The sequence below is a fragment of the Sediminibacterium sp. FW305-C-269 genome (assembly GCF_058231045.1).
Genome location: NZ_JBIQXQ010000003.1, coordinates 47,052 through 62,712, shown reverse-complemented (window position 1 = coordinate 62,712; position 15,661 = coordinate 47,052). Strand labels below are relative to the sequence as shown.

Genomic DNA, 15,661 nt, shown 5'->3' with positions numbered 1-15,661 from the left:
TAAATATTTTTCACTACTTTTCCGTTTTCGTTTGATCATTTTAATTGCCCCAATATGTCTCCTTTACTGCTTTTTTCCTTTGTTATTGCCTATTTCATGATATTACTCGGTGTGGCCTGGTACACGGGTAAGAACAGTAACAACGACTCATTTTTTATCGGTAACAAAAGCAGTAACTGGATGCTGGTGGCATTCGGTATGGTAGGCACCTCTTTAAGCGGTGTTACCTTTGTGAGTGTTCCGGGAGCCGTTGCCAAAGAATCCTTTGCTTATTTCCAGATCACACTTGGTTACCTTATCGGTTACCTGGTAATCGCCTATGTATTGCTTCCGCTTTACTACCGGCTGAACCTTACTTCCATCTATCATTACCTGCATAACCGCCTGGGTTTTAAATCTTATAAAACAGGTGCCGGCTTTTTTATCCTGTCACGCATCCTCGGCGCTACCGCACGTTTGTACCTCGTAGTCAATATCCTGCAGGAAGCCATCCTGAACAGTTTTCATATTCCTTTCTGGGCCACTACCCTGATTATCCTGGTGATGATCTTATTGTACACCTATGAAGGGGGTGTGAAAACCATCGTTTGGACCGATACCCTGCAAACTACCTGTATGCTGCTGGGACTGGTGATCTGCGTGGTATATATCCTCAGCCAAATGAACATGGGTTTTGGCGAAAGCCTGCAGGTAATGGGGGAAAAAGGGTATTCCAAAATCTTTTTCACAGACCCTAACAGCAAACTGTTCTTTGTAAAACAGATCCTGGCCGGAGCCTTTATCACCGTAACCATGACCGGTATGGACCAGGAAATGATGCAGAAAAATATTTCTGTTAAAACACTGAAAGATTCGCAGAAGAATGTGATCTCTATGTCAATTGTACTGATGATCGTGATCCTGATCTTCCTGTTCCTCGGCGGTTTACTGTACCTGTATGCTACCCAGCTGAATCTGGATGTGACCGGTGACAAATTATTTCCTGCCATCGCCCTGCAGCATATGCCTCCATTTGTTTCTGTGATCTTTATCATCGCATTGATCTCAGCACTCTTCCCAAGTGCAGATGGTGCCATCACGGCATTGACCTCCACTTTTTGTATCGATATTATCGGTATGCAACGCAGGTCGGATATGACAGATGAGCAAAAGAAGAAATTACGTCAACGCGTACACCTTTCCTTCGCGTTCATCTTCCTGCTGTTTGTGATGATGTTCAAATGGATCAACGACTCCAGCATGATCGGCCTGATCCTGAAAGTGGCCACATTCACCTATGGACCGCTGCTGGGCCTGTTCACTTTCGGCATCATTTCCAAACGTAAGGTGAGCGATCACCTGGTACCTTTCATCTGTGTGATCTCACCCGTCATCTGTTTCCTGCTGGACCGCTTCCAGAAACAGATCTTCGGTTCCTTTGAACTGGGCCTGGAACTGCTGATCATTAACGGATTAATCACTTTTATCGGTTTATGGCTGGCATCCAAACCCTCCAACGAACCCGCGAAAGCATAAGATCATTGAATGAGTGAATGACGGTCTTGATCATTCACTCATTCACTCATCCACTCATTCATTCATTGTATATTTGCCCATGGACCTCATCCTTCCACAGGCAGAAGCCTATGCGGCAAAATACAGCTCCCCGGAGAATACCCTTCTGCAGGAGGTGACCCAGCAGACCCTGGCCAACCATCCCCTGTCGCACATGCTGAGTGGTCATGTACAGGGCAGGTTCCTCTCCCTGATCAGCGCTCTCATACATCCCCGGTATATCCTGGAAGTGGGTACTTTTACCGGTTACAGTGCGCTTTGCCTGGCTGAAGGACTGGCAGAAAACGGCGAGCTGCATACCCTTGAACTGCGGGAACAGGATGCAGCCACTGCCCGGGCAAATTTTAGCAGATCCGAAAAGAATAAGCAGATACATTTGCACATTGGCCATGCAATGGAGATCATTCCCACGCTCAACCATACCTGGGACCTGGTCTTCCTGGATGCCGACAAAACCGGTTATATCGGGTACTACGAGCTGATCGTACCCCGCTTACGCCCGGGAGCCATTATCATAGCCGACAATGTATTGTTTCATGGCGAGGTATTACAGGAACCCATCAGCGGTAAAAATGCCAAAGCCATAGAAGCTTTTAATGAACATGTACACAATGACCCCCGAACCGAACAGGTGCTGATAACGATGCGTGACGGGCTATTGCTGATAAAAAAGAAATGACATGAAGAAACTGGTCCTGCTTTTCTGCCTGGTTCTCTCTTTCACAGCCCGGGCACAGAAAGAAAAAGTATTGGCATATATCGATAGCTACAAAGAACTGGCGATGGCAGAAATGCAACGCACGGGTGTTCCCGCCGCCATTACACTGGCCCAGGGTATCCTGGAGTCGCAATGGGGAGAAAGCCCCCTGGCCAAAACTTCCAACAACCATTTTGGCATCAAGTGCAAGACCGAATGGACAGGCGCAAAGACCTATCACGATGACGATGAGAAAGGGGAATGTTTCCGCGTATATCCATCAGCAGAAGAATCTTTTCGTGATCATTCCGATTTTTTGAAAACTAGACCTCATTACGCTTTCCTGTTCAAACTGGACCCCACAGATTATGAAGGCTGGGCCATAGGCTTAAAAAAAGCCGGTTATGCTACCAGCCCTACCTATCCCCAGCGTTTGCTGAAACTCATCAATGATTATCAACTCCAGCAATACAGTCTTACCGCACTTGCCAGGAACCAGACGCCTGTAAGCGAATCTTACAGCCAGTCTAAACCGGTCACAGCCAATCCCGCTCCGGTAGCCACGCCTGCTGCAGAACAACCGGTTACTCCTGTTACACAGGAAACAGCTCAACCCGAACCGGCCATAGCAACTGCCCCATCGAATACCGGTATATCTTCCAACGCGCAGGTAACTGTAAACAAAAAAACAAGTTATCCCGCTGGTATCTTCGTAATTAACAATACCAAAGTGATCTATGCTGCGGAAGGCACATCACTACTATCGCTGGCCAACCAATACGATATTCCGCTGAGCAAACTGATCGAGTACAACGACCTCTCTTCTATGGATATACTGGATACTGACCGGTTGATGTTCATTGAAAGAAAACCCAAAAAAGGGGCCGTTGATTTTCATGTGGTAGCAGAAGGCGAAACCCTGCACTCCATTTGTCAGCAGGAAGCCATTCGGCTGGACAGTTTACTGGAATATAACCGGCTGAGCCGGAGCAGCAATGTGAATACAGGCGAGAAGATATACTTACGGCCTGCCACTGCCACAACCACTGTTAACACAACACCCCGTTCACCCAAATAATCATTCCTGATACCCAGTTTCAGGACAATTTAAAACTGCCATATGTCAGCCATCACCGTTCACGACAAAACCTTTGTACCTTATTTACCAGAGACCCTTATCCTGGAAAAAGTAAAAGAACTGGCGAATACGATTGACAGGGATTATGCAGGCAAAAAACCTTTATTCATTGCCATACTGAACGGTTCTTTCATGTTTACATCGGACCTGTTCAAATACCTGACCATTGAAGCGGAGATCTGTTTTATCAAACTGGCTTCGTATAAAGGAACCAAGTCTACCGGCCAGGTCATCACCGCTATCGGACTGGATACAGATATCACAGACCGCCATGTGATCATCCTGGAAGATATCATTGATACCGGCAAGACCATGAACGAGTTTTTACCACAGTTGCGTAACCAGCATCCGTCATCTTTAAAAGTGGCGGTATTACTGCACAAACCCGATGCTACCATTTACCCGGTTACCATCGACTATTGCTGTTTTTCTATTCCCAATAAGTTCGTGCTGGGCTACGGACTGGATTATGACGGACTGGGACGTAATATCCGTGAGCTTTACCAACTGGAGCGGGGCGTATAGCCAAAAATCTGCTAATCTTTTACAGGCGCTTGCTATTGCCTGTACACTGTGCTAACTTAATTGAAATCCTGCTGACCAATGAAACTAATCATTTGGGCTGTATGCGTATGGCTTGGCTTTCCCGCTGCACAGGCACAGTATTACCTACGTGGTGAAGTACGCGATGAACGTGGGCAATGGTTACAGGGCGTCAAGATTCAGCTGTTGTCGAAAGGCAGTTTCCCTTACTATAGTGGCAGTACCGGCACATTCGGCATATCCACAGCAAGCATCAACGATACCATGCAAATCAGCCTGGCAGGTTACGAAACGATCCGCATGGCCATCGATAGCCGGAAGTTTCAGTCCATTACCATGAAGATGTTACCTGCTACGGCAAACCTCTACAGCCGTAAGCCCATATCCATCACCACCAACCTGAAAGGAAGTCGCGGTAATTTTTTCTCTGTACTGGGTGAGAGCTACAGCAACCTGGTGGAAAACGGTTTTATTGCAGCCGGCCAATACCCGGAAACAGGTTTCTCCCTGAACATCAACAAAGCTTCCTACAGCAATATCCGACGGTTTTTGAACCACGAGATGATGGTACCGGTCGATGCCGTTCGCATAGAAGAGATGCTGAACTATTTCAATCTTTCGAAAATACATGGCACAAAAAAGGATACCGGCTATTTCAGTTTCAGGAGTCAGTTGAGCACCTGCCCCTGGGATGAACAAAACCAATTGCTGTTCCTGAACATCAGGGCACCCAGGCTACAGCTTGACAGTATCCCTTCTTCCAACCTCGTATTCCTGATAGATATATCGGGTTCGATGGACAAACCCAACCGTTTGCCGTTGTTACAATCAGCTTTTGGCATGCTTACCGACAACCTGCGCGAGAAAGATACCATCACCATCGTAACCTATGGCGGCGGCGTGGGTGTAGCATTGGCACCAACAGGCGGCGCACACAAAAAAAGGATCCGTGAAGCCATCGACTCGCTGGTGGCCAGTGGCGATACGCCCGGCGAAGGGGCTATCCGCATCGCTTATGAACTGGCCAAAAAAAGTTTTATCAAAAAAGGGAACAACCGTGTGATACTCGCTACCGACGGCGATTTCAATATTGGCCAGACCTCTGAGTTGGAACTGGAAGCCATGATCAGTGGTTACCGGCAGAGTGGCATTTATCTGACCTGCCTGGGTGTGGGCATGGGGAATTACAAAGACAGCAAACTGGAAGGACTTGCCAAAAAAGGCAATGGTAATTTTGCCTATATCGATAACCTGCAGGAAGCGCAGAAAGTACTGGTCAAGGAGTTTACCCAGACCTTGTACTCTGTTGCCAATAATGCGTTCATCAAACTGTCCTTTCAACCGAACAGCATCAGTGAATACAGGCTGATCGGATTCGATAACAAAGAACATTTCGCGGACGACAGCACGGGAGAGCTGGAAGGTGGTGAGATCGGCAGCGGGCATTCCCTGATGGCCATCTTCGAGATCATACCGGCATCAGGCAACCGGTTCAATGAAAAAAAATTGATCGCCAATGCTTCCCTGCAATACAGGATACCAGGAAAGGACAGTATCCTGCAGCAGTCATTCCCCATCATCGGTCAGGCAGAAAAAATAGAAACCATTGATTCAGCTTACCGGTTCGCCGCTGCGGTGGCTATGTTCGGATCCATACTGAAACATTCCAGGTTCACCCGGAACTATTCGCCTGAAGATGTATGGTCGCTGGCCAGAACAGCGGTCGATCCTCAGGATCCCCAACAGGCAGAATTCCTGTCACTGGTAGAAAAAGCCATAAGGATCTATCATCCGGGTAAAGAACGGAAGAAACAAAAAGTTTGGTAACTATACACAAAAATGCCTCGCTGTACAGCGAGGCATTTTTGTATTAATTGAACGCATCCCGTATCCGTTCAAAGAAACTCTTCTCCCCTTTACTGGGATGTGGTTTAAAATTATCGCTCTTACCCATTTTCTCCAGCGCCTCTTTTTCCTCGGCCGTTACATGCTGCGGTGTCCATACATTCACCTGTATCAGCTGGTCGCCCTTGCCATAGCCCTGCACTTCGGGGAATCCTTTTCCTTTCAGGCGGAATATCTTTCCACTCTGTGTCCCCGGTGGTATCTTGATCTTGGCGCGACCATCAATGGTTGGCACTTCCACATGCGTACCAAATACTGCATCGGGAATAGAGATATGGAGGTCATACGCCACATTCAATCCATCCCTGTGTAATTCTGTATGTGCTTCCTCTTCGATCTGTATGATAAGGTCGCCGGGAGCACCACCCCTTTCACCTGCATTACCTTTTCCGCTCATGCTGAGCTGCATACCTTCCTGTACACCGGCTGGGATATCGATGCTGATGGTCTCTTCGCCATATACCCTTCCCTCACCTTTACAGGCCCCACACTTGGCAGTTACTGTAGTGCCTTCTCCGTTACAGGTAGGACAGGTGGTTACGGTCTGCATTTGCCCCAGGAAAGTGCTGGTTACTTTTCGTACCTGTCCACTGCCATTACAGGTACCGCAGGTCTGTACGCTGTTCTTATCTTTTGCACCATTACCGCCACAGGTACTGCATACCACGTGCTTTTTCACTTTCACACTTTTGGTAACTCCCTTGGCGATCTCTTCAAAAGTTAATTTGAGTTTGATACGCAGATTGCTTCCGCGCTGACCGCGTGCGGCACGGCCACCACCGCCACGTCTTCCACCACCACCGAAGAAACTGCCAAACATGTCTTCTCCGAAAATATCCCCGAACTGGCTGAAGATATCATCCATGTTACCACTGTACGCACTACCGCCCGATGTGCCCGGACCAAATGCCTGGTGGCCGTAGCGGTCGTACTTGACTTTTTTATCCGCATCACTCAATATCTCGTATGCTTCTGCAGCTTCTTTAAATTTCTCTTCTGCGGCTTTATCACCGGGGTTACGGTCGGGGTGGTACTGCATAGCCACTTTCCGATAAGCTTTTTTGATCTCATCGGCACTGGCTGATTTGCTGACACCCAGTATCTCGTAAAAATCTCTTTTATTAGCCATTGGCTTCTTTCTTTTAGCTGCGAGCAGAAAATAAGACCAGAACCCGGCTCGCAGCAAAAGGTTCCTGGTTCACAATTTTATTTTCCTACCACCACTTTGGCAAAACGAATGATCTTATCGTTCAGATAATAGCCTTTCACCACTTCATCCATCACTTTACCCTGCATAGCAGGGTTTGGTGCCGGTATTTCGGTGATGGCTTCATGTTTCTCCACATCAAAATCCGTATTAATGCTCTCCATGACTTTTACCCCTTTTGCCTGCAGGGTACTGCGCAGTTTGTTAAATACCAGCTGAACGCCTTCTTTCTGCAGGGCAATATCATCAGAAGCCTGTAATTGTTTTTCGGCCCTATCGCAATCGTCCAGCACTTCCAGCAGGGAAACGATCACTTCTTTTCCGGCCGTCTGCATCAGTTCCAGGCGCTCTTTGGCGGTTCTGCGGCGAAAATTGTCGAATTCTGCCATCAGGCGCAGGTATTTATCCTTTTGTTCCTGCAGTTCAGCCTGCAGTTTTTCAAGGCCGTTCCCCTCTGCTACCGGCTCGTTCAGATGCGAGGTTCCGGCTGCATTTTCGTCAGTATTGATATCCATTTCGTTCACCGTTTCTTTACTTTCAGGGTTTTGTGTCATTTCTTGCTCTTCCATAATAATAATTCGTTGTGCTGCAATACCTGTCAAAAATATTGCCGGGGCAAAGAAAAGGGAAAAAATGGCAGAAAGGAAGCGAAGTTTGGGTTTGGGGTTAGCATTTGTTCTATCGGGGCCGAAGTCGCCATCCCAAAATACCAAACCATTATCTTTGGCGCATGACAAGTGTATATCTCCGGAAAAAGATCGCCACCAGGATTGCCAACGGGCACCCCTGGATCTATGGAAACGAAGTGGAAAGAATTGAGGGTGAAGTGACCGGCGGGGACATTGTGAACGTATATTATGGTGATGGCAAGCCCTGTGGCCGTGGTTATATCAACCCAAAATCACAGATACTGGTACGCCTGCTTACCCGCAAAGGGGAAAGCATCAATGAGCAGTTTTTTCATAATCGTATCCTGCAGGCATGGGAATACCGGAAAAAAATAGGCTATACCGAAAACTGCCGGCTGGTATTTGGTGAAGCCGATGGTTTGCCCGCCCTGATCATAGACAAGTTCAACGATTATTTTGTGATCCAGACCCTTTCACTGGGGATCGATACCTGGAAAGCAGCCATTGTTTCGGCATTAGAGGCTATTTTTTCGCCCAAGGGCATCTATGAAAGGAATGATGTACCCGTTCGTGAACTGGAAGGTTTACCCCAGCAGAAAGGGTTCTTATCCGCCCCCTTCGATACGAATATTCTTATCAACGAAAATGGTTTACGGTTTTGGGTAGACATTGAGAACGGACAGAAGACCGGCTATTTTCTCGATCAGCAGGATAACCGTCGGGCCATACAGCAATTAGTCAAAGGTGCTGAGGTATTGGGTGTGTTCACCTATACCGGCACATTTGAGATACATGCAGCCCACTATGGTGCCAGATCGGTGCTGGGACTGGATATTTCTGAAACTGCCGTAACGCAAGCCAATAAGAATGCTGCCCTGAACCAACTGGATGCTATTTGTCACTTTGAAGCCGTGAATGCATTCGATGTATTGAAACAATGGGGCAAGGAAGGCAAACAATACGATGTGGTGATGCTGGACCCACCCGCTTTCACGAAGAGTCGCGAGAACATACAGAAAGCCTTAACGGGTTATAAGGAGATCAATCTCCGGGGTATGAAACTCGTTCGCAACGGGGGTTTCCTGGTAACATCCAGTTGCACCAACCTGGTATCACCTGAACAGTTCCTGCAAACCATTGAACAGGCCGCCAAAGATGCCCGCAAAAGAATACGCCAGGTAACTTTTCAGGCGCAGGCCAGCGATCACCCGATCATCTGGGGCATGGAGAATACGAACTATCTGAAATTTCTGATCGTAGAAGTGACGGACAGGTAGCGGATGAATTACTAATTTGTGATTTAGTGAATTTGAATGGACAGCGATATATTCGGAGTCCCACTGATCCCTTAGTTAATGAAAGCTTATTTGTTTACCTGGAACTTACCTGATTCTATGATTCTTCCGCTTTGGTCGCGCAGCTGGTAAATGTAAAGGCCTCTTAAATAATTGTCATCCAGGTTAATGGTGAGTTTGGCATCGGTGATGCGGTACTCATTCATCTTTTTCCCGATGAAATTATACACTTGTAAGGTGTAGGATTTATCAACCGATTTATCGAAAGTAAAATTGATATAACTGGTGGCAGGGTTGGGATAAAAATGGGCGATCTTGGGGGTAGACCCGTCGGTGAAATTCCAGTACACGGTATCGTCAGCACCAAAACTGCTGCTGAAAAGGGAGAAAAGTACCAATCCGATCAGGTAAAATTTTCGCATGCATGACAAATTACTTAAATCTAACCCGTTTTAACAAGAGTTTCACCCCATTTTTAACAAAAATACCCTCCGGTTATAAGCCGGAAGGCATTTTTTGGGGATATTCTAGTTCAATTCAGCCAGTGTTTGCTGGATCGCTGCAAAATTGGGAAGGTCGCCCGGTGTGGCACAAACTTCTGCATAACGCACAACACCTTCTTTATCGATAACAAAAGCTGCCCTTTTACTTACCCCCTGCATTTCGAATGCCGGGAAGGTTTCGTACAGTACGTTAAAGGCTTTGGCTGCGTCTTTGTTAAAATCGCTAAGCAGCGGAAAGTTCAGGTTCTGCTCGGCCTTGAATTTACCCAGGCTGAACAGTGAATCAACAGAAACCCCGAACACTTTGGCGTTGGTATTGTTGTAAGTAGCGATATTATCCCTGACATTACACAATTCGGTTGTACAAACGCCTGTAAATGCAAGGGGGAAGAATAATACCACTACATTATTTCCTTTCTGATCTGCCAGTGATACCTTGTTCTTATCGGTATCAAACAATGAAAATTCTGGAGCCTTTTGTCCGGTCTGGATACTCATGATGTTATTTTATGGTTTAGGTGAAAGTTACCGGTGTATAACAATCTGTTAGCCAGATTGTTGTCCGGTGCGCAAAGAAACACTATTTTCTTTAGCTGCGAAGGTGGTTATAACATCATTTCCGGTACAAAATCAGGAACGATCAGTTTGCCAAGGGTCTTGGAAACGATCTCTTCTACCGGTACGCCGGGGGCGCGCTCTTTTAAGACAAATCCTTCAGGGGTAATATCCAGCACAGCCAGTTCTGTCACTACTTTTTTTACGCAGCCCACTCCCGTTAATGGAAGGGTACAGGCAGGCAGCAGTTTACTTTCTCCTTTTGGGTTGGTATGCATCATGGCTACGATAATATTCTTGGCACTGGCTACCAGGTCCATCGCTCCTCCCATCCCTTTCACCATTTTGCCGGGTATTTTCCAGTTGGCAATATCACCGTTCTCACTTACTTCCATGGCACCCAGTACGGTTAGGTCTATCTTACCCGCACGGATCATTCCAAAACTTTCGGCACTGTCGAAAAAAGCCCCGCCGGGTATCAGCGTCACGGTTTCTTTTCCTGCGTTGATCAGGTCTGCATCCACTTCTGCCTCCACTGGATAAGGTCCCATACCCAATATACCGTTCTCGCTCTGGAAGATCACGGTCATGCCTTCCGGAATATAGTTGGATACCAACGTGGGGATACCGATGCCCAGGTTTACATACATACCATCTTTCAGTTCCTGTGCAATGCGTTTGGCGATACCGAATTTATCTAATGACATACGAATGAATTATGAATGAGGAATGAGTGTTAGTAATAGAGGTATTACTAACTATTCGCCAATTGAACCGTTTTTCGTTCAATCCGTTTCTCGTAATGACTTCCCTGGAAAATGCGGTGCACGTATACACCGGCTACATGCACATCATCCGGGTCAATCTCGCCGGGTTGCACCAGTTGCTCCACTTCAGCGATCGTAATATCACCTGCTTTGGCCATGGAAGTGGAAAAATTCCGGGTGGTTTTACGGAAAACAAGGTTGCCCATCGTATCTCCTTTCCAGGCTTTCACGATCGAAAACTGCGCATGCAAAGCGTGTTCCATCAGGTACCTCTTACCATTGAATTCACGAACTTCTTTTCCTTCTGCTATCTCGGTTCCATAGCCGGCGGGGGTATAAAAAGCGGGGATGCCCATCCCGGCCATCTGGATACGGGTAGCCAGGGTTCCCTGTGGTATCAGGTCCACTTCCAGTTCTCCACTCAATAACTGCCGCTCAAACTCCGCATTCTCTCCCACATAACTGGCCATCATTTTCCGGATCTGACGGGTCTGCAATAACAGGCCCAGACCAAACCCATCCACCCCGGCGTTATTGGAGATGCAGGTGAGGTTCTTAATTCCCTTTTTAACAAGGGCTGCAATGGTGTTTTCGGGAATACCGTTCAGGCCAAAACCACCCAGCATTAAAGTGGCGCCATCAGGTATGTCGTGTATGGCCGCATCGGCATTGGCAAATACTTTGTTCATGTGGCAATCGTTATACCTGTAAAGGTAGAGAAGATTCCCTATTTGGACGTGCCATACTTCTTTTCAAACTGCTTGGTGCGTTGACGTGCAGCGTAGGTGTCCAGTGAGTCAAGCAACAGTTTGAACTGGTCGGGGTGGGCAGCATAAAAGCGGTAACTGCTATCGAACTGCTTTTTGGTGATCTTGTGTACGGCAAAAACCTGTTCATATAACCGGATATTCTCCTTACGCCTGGCTGCCGTAGTATCTTTGATACTGATACGGAGGTACAATTCATCGGCCTTCATCATGTCCCACATAACCACTTTCATACTATCAGGCGCCAGTAAGCCCTCCTTGGAAATACCGGACCGACATCCCATCACAACTATCAGGCAAACACAAAACAGCTTGATGGCATTCCTCATCGCAATTCCTGTTTATAGCGTGAAGCATTGATCACATCGATCTCTGCAAGAATGTCGACGGCTTTATTTTTTTGGTCGCCTGTTCCCTTTTTAAAAACGCCGATCAGTTCCTGCACTTTTCCTTGTAAAAAGAACTGGAGGAACATGGTATTGGCATTTTCTTTATTGAAAGCCTGCAACTGGATCAGGGTTTCCAGTAAGTTCTTTCGGGCTTCTGGTTCTGCTCCGGCCATATTATCCATTCCTTTCCGGTAATATGCATAAACCACATCATGGATGATATTGTAGCGGGTATTGATCAGGTTCTCATTCAGCCAATAACGGTTACGCTGACCGTCAAACATCCGCCAGCCTGTTACGTTCCTGCCTTCCGGTGCATTGTTCACTATGTTCTGGGCTTTACGGTAAAAAGTTTCTCCGCCTTTGGGTGAGAAGGAGTCATAGTCAAGCCCGATGATCATATAGGCATAATACGCCAGGATGGCCGGCAGGTTGGCCGCCGCCGCATCCGTTCCCTGCACCCGGTTTTCATTGAACTCTACCGGTTGAAATTCCTGGTACTTAAAAGTCACGTCCGCATCTATGAAATTAACGAGCGCTGCCTTATAGGAACTATTATACACGGGTCTTGCAGCCTGTATGGTCAATGTAGCTTTGTACACATTGGTCTCCACAATACTTTCTATGTTCAGCAGGAAACTGCACTCGATCTTTTCATTTGCCTGAAAAACATCATTGGTCCATTTCCGGTTATTCAGCAGGTTGTTCAACTGTGTCTGTAATGTGGTAAATATCTTCTTATCAACCGTGGAGTTCACCCTTGACGCCACCACACTCACCCTCGCCTGCAGTTCCTGCGAAACAGCCGGAACAGCAAACAGGCAGCAAAGGATCATACTATAAACAACTTTTCTATTCAGCATGTAAACGGGATACGATGAATGAAACAATATCTTTTGCGATCTCTTTTTTGGTTTTGAGTTCAGTGACCATTTCGGTCCCGTCCTTGCAAAGCAAGGTAACTTTATTCGTATCAACGCCAAAACCAGCCGCCTCATCACGCAGCGAATTCAGTACGATACAGTCTGCCTGTTTGCTTTCCAGTTTTCTACGTGCGTTCTCCTTTTCGTTTTGTGTTTCCAGGGCAAAGCCCACTACATACTGAGCTTGTTTTTTATGGGTTCCCACATACTGCAGGATATCTTTGGTGGGTGCCAGCATCAGCGTCAGGTTACCTGGTTGTTTTTTGATCTTTTCATTGGCTGTTTCCGCCGGGCTGTAATCGGCAACGGCTGCCGACATAACCGCAATGTCCACACCCTGGAATATCGCCACACTGGTGTCAAACATCTCGGCGGCGGATTGTACTTTGTTCACGCGGATACCAGTAAAGGCGGTGGTTTGCTGTGTAGGGCCGGTGATCAACTGTACATCAGCGCCGCGGAGGTACAACTCTTCCGCCAGGGCAAAACCCATTTTACCGGAAGAATGGTTTCCGATAAAACGAACGGGATCAATGGCTTCATACGTGGGTCCGGCCGTGACCATAACCTTTTTGCCCGCCAGTTCCTTTGTCCTGAAAAAATGCTCCACCAGGAATAAGACAATGGCTTCAGGCTCTGCCATCCGTCCCTCACCATGCAAGCCACTGGCCAGCTCTCCGCTGTTCACAGGAATGATATGGTTACCGTATCCTTTCAGCAGATCAAGGTTCCTCTGTGTGGCAGGGTGTTGCCACATATCTTCATCCATGGCCGGCGCTATAACCACCGGACAGGTGGCTGAAAGGTATACGGCCAGTAACAGGTTATCGCATAACCCGTTCGCCATTTTTGCGAGTGTATTACAACTTAATGGCGCAATCACGAACAGGTCAGCCCAACGGCCAAGCATTACATGGTTGGACCATTCACTGCCCTCTGCCAGTTCAGAAATGACGGCATTTTTGGAAAGCGTTGCCAATACCAGCGGAGATACGAATTCCCTGGCGGCAGGGGTCATCACTACCTTTACTTCGGCCCCCTGTTTTACCAACTGCCGAACCAGCAGGATGGACTTATAGGCAGCAATGCTGCCGGTAATGCCAATGAGTATTTTTTTATTCTGGAGCATGTTTTTTTGTGAATGGGCAATGGGCAATTGTGAATTGTCAATGGTGAATAGGCAATAGGCAGTAGGCAATGAAAACGAGTGTAAATATAAGAATTCTCTGGGGGGAGTGGGGAGTAGTCAGTAGTGTGTAATTTATTGACCCTTCACCATTGTCCATTCCCTACTGACCACTCACCACTCCCTACTGCCCATTGCCCACCACAATCTCCCTCAAAATAACAAAAAACGACAGTTCATCACTGTCGTTTTCGTATCATTTATCAAATAGTTGGCTTATCTGAACAGGTCGCTCTCGTCGTTGCGCCTGTGGTATACTTTTCCTTCCATGAATTCCTGGGTAGCCAGGATTGCGGGGTTTGGCATTTTTTCGTAGGCCCTTGAGATCTCAATCTGCTCTTTGTTCTCATGAATTTCCTCCAGGCTGTCTGTATGGCTGGCAAATTCTTCGAGTTTGTTGTGCAGTTCTTCCCGCAGGGATATATTGATCTGATTGGCCCTTCTGGCAATAATAGCGATCGACTCGTACAGGTTGCCTGTTTTGCCCTTGATGTCAATCAGGCTTTTGGTTTCAACCACACTGGCGGTATTAGCGCTCATTTGCCTTCTTAGCTTGCTCATTTTTCAGATTTTTTAAAATGTTATTGGTTTGTGTTTTGTATTTGGCAACTTCCTCCACGTATTTGCTGTCTGCAAAACGCTCGGTGAAGTCGTTACATTCAGAGATCACTTTCTCATAACGCTCTTTCTGTTTCTCTTCGTAACTCATTTCTGCATACTTTACGTATGACTTGATCACGAGTAACTTGTATTCGTCTGATTTTTTTGAATCGGGGAAATTATCAGACACATTCCCAAAAGCAATGGCAGCCGCTTTGTAAAAGCCCAGGTTATAATACAGTTCTGCTCCTTTGAATTCTTTCAGCTCCAGTTTCTCGCGACATTTATCAATGATCTCACTGGCATCCTTTGCCCTTTCGGAATTAGGGTGTGTATTGAGGAATGCCTGCATCAACTGCATGGTCTTGTTGGTATTGGTCTGGTCCAGTTCCACTTTGGGTGATTGCTTGTAATAGCAATAGGCCCTCATATAATCACATTCCTCTCCCCTGGTACTGGTAGGGAAGTTCTCTACAAAACTCTTGAACAGGTTCTCTGCATTCAGATAATCTTTCTGGTAGTAGTAAGAGTACGCGAACTTGTAATACATATCCTCGTAACGCGTGGACCCTTTTACATAGGGAAAGATATCTTCAAAGAGCTGCTGGGCATAACCGTAGTTCTTGTTTGCATAGTATTGTTCGGCCATTTTGTATTTGTACTCATAATCCTTGCTCTTCATGATTTTTCCAAATTTATTGGAGCAGGAAGAGGTGAGCAGTACTACCGATAACAATAACAGAACGATCCTATTCATAACAAGTTGGCAAAATTAGTTAATTACGGGCAATTTATAAAGTCCGAATGGGGTTTGGGCCGTTATTTCGTTAAGAATTACCCAAAAAGGGGGGGGACCGGATGCTGGATACTGGATGCTAGATGCTGGAATAGGGATTAGCAGCGTTATCAACCTCCAATATCCAGCATCCAGCATCCAGCATCCAGCATCCAGCATCCAGCATCCAGCATCCAGCATCCAGCATCCAGCATCCAGCATCCAGCA

17 protein-coding genes are annotated in these 15,661 nt (G+C 46.8%); 6 read left to right on the top strand and 11 right to left on the bottom strand.

All coding sequences use genetic code 11. The features are described 5' to 3' along the window. Positions 1 to 54: 54 nt before the first annotated feature. From ACH3Y6_RS10235 to ACH3Y6_RS10215, 5 genes are all read left to right on the top strand, one after another. The gene (locus tag ACH3Y6_RS10235) at positions 55 to 1,515 is read left to right on the top strand and encodes a sodium:solute symporter (RefSeq protein WP_490835516.1); all 1,461 of its coding nucleotides are present in this window, start codon (positions 55 to 57) and stop codon (positions 1,513 to 1,515) included. A gap of 79 nt (positions 1,516 to 1,594) precedes the next feature. Next, positions 1,595 to 2,233: an O-methyltransferase gene (locus tag ACH3Y6_RS10230; RefSeq protein WP_490835515.1), complete on the top strand. Its 639-nt coding sequence runs from the start codon at positions 1,595 to 1,597 to the stop codon at positions 2,231 to 2,233. A 1-nt stretch (position 2,234) separates the two neighbouring features. Further along, entirely contained in the window at positions 2,235 to 3,329 is a 1,095-nt protein-coding gene (locus ACH3Y6_RS10225) for a glucosaminidase domain-containing protein (RefSeq protein ID WP_490835514.1), read from the top strand. Between the two features lie 42 nt (positions 3,330 to 3,371). After that, positions 3,372 to 3,914: a hypoxanthine phosphoribosyltransferase gene (gene hpt, locus ACH3Y6_RS10220; protein WP_490835513.1), complete on the top strand. Its 543-nt coding sequence runs from the start codon at positions 3,372 to 3,374 to the stop codon at positions 3,912 to 3,914. A 78-nt stretch (positions 3,915 to 3,992) separates the two neighbouring features. Further along, complete coding sequence (locus tag ACH3Y6_RS10215) at positions 3,993 to 5,759, top strand: vWA domain-containing protein (protein ID WP_490835512.1); 1,767 nt, start codon at positions 3,993 to 3,995, stop codon at positions 5,757 to 5,759. Positions 5,760 to 5,802: 43 nt separating this feature from the next. Here the strand turns inward: ACH3Y6_RS10215 and dnaJ are convergent, their stop codons facing one another. Both dnaJ and ACH3Y6_RS10205 read right to left on the bottom strand, forming a co-directional pair. Next, entirely contained in the window at positions 5,803 to 6,966 is a 1,164-nt protein-coding gene (dnaJ, locus tag ACH3Y6_RS10210) for a molecular chaperone DnaJ (RefSeq protein ID WP_490835511.1), read from the bottom strand. A 77-nt stretch (positions 6,967 to 7,043) separates the two neighbouring features. Next, positions 7,044 to 7,613, bottom strand: a complete 570-nt coding sequence (locus ACH3Y6_RS10205) for a nucleotide exchange factor GrpE (RefSeq protein WP_490835510.1) — start codon at positions 7,611 to 7,613, stop codon at positions 7,044 to 7,046. Positions 7,614 to 7,774: 161 nt separating this feature from the next. Here ACH3Y6_RS10205 and ACH3Y6_RS10200 point away from each other — a divergent pair, with 161 nt between their 5' ends. Continuing rightward, positions 7,775 to 8,950, top strand: coding sequence for a class I SAM-dependent rRNA methyltransferase (locus tag ACH3Y6_RS10200; RefSeq protein WP_490835509.1), 1,176 nt, complete (start codon positions 7,775 to 7,777; stop codon positions 8,948 to 8,950). Positions 8,951 to 9,036: 86 nt separating this feature from the next. On the opposite strand, the gene ACH3Y6_RS10195 is transcribed toward ACH3Y6_RS10200, so the two are convergent. From ACH3Y6_RS10195 to ACH3Y6_RS10155, 9 genes are all read right to left on the bottom strand, one after another. Continuing rightward, entirely contained in the window at positions 9,037 to 9,390 is a 354-nt protein-coding gene (locus tag ACH3Y6_RS10195) for a T9SS type A sorting domain-containing protein (protein ID WP_490835508.1), read from the bottom strand. Between the two features lie 105 nt (positions 9,391 to 9,495). Beyond that, positions 9,496 to 9,969 carry a redoxin domain-containing protein gene (locus ACH3Y6_RS10190; protein ID WP_490835507.1) on the bottom strand — a complete coding sequence of 158 codons (474 nt, stop codon included), beginning with the start codon at positions 9,967 to 9,969 and terminating at the stop codon, positions 9,496 to 9,498. Positions 9,970 to 10,076: 107 nt separating this feature from the next. Beyond that, positions 10,077 to 10,733, bottom strand: a complete 657-nt coding sequence (locus ACH3Y6_RS10185) for a 3-oxoacid CoA-transferase subunit B (protein ID WP_490835506.1) — start codon at positions 10,731 to 10,733, stop codon at positions 10,077 to 10,079. A 47-nt stretch (positions 10,734 to 10,780) separates the two neighbouring features. Beyond that, entirely contained in the window at positions 10,781 to 11,482 is a 702-nt protein-coding gene (locus ACH3Y6_RS10180) for a CoA transferase subunit A (RefSeq protein ID WP_490835505.1), read from the bottom strand. Between the two features lie 38 nt (positions 11,483 to 11,520). After that, entirely contained in the window at positions 11,521 to 11,889 is a 369-nt protein-coding gene (locus ACH3Y6_RS10175; RefSeq protein ID WP_490835504.1) for a DUF4296 domain-containing protein, read from the bottom strand. After that, positions 11,886 to 12,812 (bottom strand): type IX secretion system protein PorD, encoded by a 927-nt coding sequence (gene porD / locus ACH3Y6_RS10170; RefSeq protein ID WP_490835503.1) that lies wholly within the window; start codon positions 12,810 to 12,812, stop codon positions 11,886 to 11,888. Before porD ends, ACH3Y6_RS10175 begins: the two co-directional genes overlap by 4 nt. Beyond that, positions 12,802 to 14,001 (bottom strand): bifunctional phosphopantothenoylcysteine decarboxylase/phosphopantothenate--cysteine ligase CoaBC, encoded by a 1,200-nt coding sequence (coaBC, locus tag ACH3Y6_RS10165; protein WP_490835502.1) that lies wholly within the window; start codon positions 13,999 to 14,001, stop codon positions 12,802 to 12,804. Before coaBC ends, porD begins: the two co-directional genes overlap by 11 nt. A gap of 273 nt (positions 14,002 to 14,274) precedes the next feature. Then, positions 14,275 to 14,619 (bottom strand): DNA-directed RNA polymerase subunit omega, encoded by a 345-nt coding sequence (locus tag ACH3Y6_RS10160; RefSeq protein ID WP_161818149.1) that lies wholly within the window; start codon positions 14,617 to 14,619, stop codon positions 14,275 to 14,277. Then, entirely contained in the window at positions 14,588 to 15,415 is an 828-nt protein-coding gene (locus ACH3Y6_RS10155) for an outer membrane protein assembly factor BamD (RefSeq protein ID WP_490835501.1), read from the bottom strand. The genes ACH3Y6_RS10160 and ACH3Y6_RS10155 overlap by 32 nt, the downstream gene beginning before the upstream one ends. Positions 15,416 to 15,661: the final 246 nt, after the last annotated feature.

Bases quoted from the DNA above. Each gene is read 5' to 3' on its own strand.
- ACH3Y6_RS10235 (WP_490835516.1), top strand. From the start codon at position 55: ATGTCTCCTTTACTGCTTTTTTCCTTTGTTATTGCCTATTTCATGATA.
- ACH3Y6_RS10230 (WP_490835515.1), top strand. From the start codon at position 1,595: ATGGACCTCATCCTTCCACAGGCAGAAGCCTATGCGGCAAAATACAGC.
- ACH3Y6_RS10225 (WP_490835514.1), top strand. From the start codon at position 2,235: ATGAAGAAACTGGTCCTGCTTTTCTGCCTGGTTCTCTCTTTCACAGCC.
- hpt (WP_490835513.1), top strand. From the start codon at position 3,372: ATGTCAGCCATCACCGTTCACGACAAAACCTTTGTACCTTATTTACCA.
- ACH3Y6_RS10215 (WP_490835512.1), top strand. From the start codon at position 3,993: ATGAAACTAATCATTTGGGCTGTATGCGTATGGCTTGGCTTTCCCGCT.
- dnaJ (WP_490835511.1), bottom strand. From the start codon at position 6,966: ATGGCTAATAAAAGAGATTTTTACGAGATACTGGGTGTCAGCAAATCA.
- ACH3Y6_RS10205 (WP_490835510.1), bottom strand. From the start codon at position 7,613: ATGGAAGAGCAAGAAATGACACAAAACCCTGAAAGTAAAGAAACGGTG.
- ACH3Y6_RS10200 (WP_490835509.1), top strand. From the start codon at position 7,775: ATGACAAGTGTATATCTCCGGAAAAAGATCGCCACCAGGATTGCCAAC.
- ACH3Y6_RS10195 (WP_490835508.1), bottom strand. From the start codon at position 9,390: ATGCGAAAATTTTACCTGATCGGATTGGTACTTTTCTCCCTTTTCAGC.
- ACH3Y6_RS10190 (WP_490835507.1), bottom strand. From the start codon at position 9,969: ATGAGTATCCAGACCGGACAAAAGGCTCCAGAATTTTCATTGTTTGAT.
- ACH3Y6_RS10185 (WP_490835506.1), bottom strand. From the start codon at position 10,733: ATGTCATTAGATAAATTCGGTATCGCCAAACGCATTGCACAGGAACTG.
- ACH3Y6_RS10180 (WP_490835505.1), bottom strand. From the start codon at position 11,482: ATGAACAAAGTATTTGCCAATGCCGATGCGGCCATACACGACATACCT.
- ACH3Y6_RS10175 (WP_490835504.1), bottom strand. From the start codon at position 11,889: ATGAGGAATGCCATCAAGCTGTTTTGTGTTTGCCTGATAGTTGTGATG.
- porD (WP_490835503.1), bottom strand. From the start codon at position 12,812: ATGCTGAATAGAAAAGTTGTTTATAGTATGATCCTTTGCTGCCTGTTT.
- coaBC (WP_490835502.1), bottom strand. From the start codon at position 14,001: ATGCTCCAGAATAAAAAAATACTCATTGGCATTACCGGCAGCATTGCT.
- ACH3Y6_RS10160 (WP_161818149.1), bottom strand. From the start codon at position 14,619: ATGAGCAAGCTAAGAAGGCAAATGAGCGCTAATACCGCCAGTGTGGTT.
- ACH3Y6_RS10155 (WP_490835501.1), bottom strand. From the start codon at position 15,415: ATGAATAGGATCGTTCTGTTATTGTTATCGGTAGTACTGCTCACCTCT.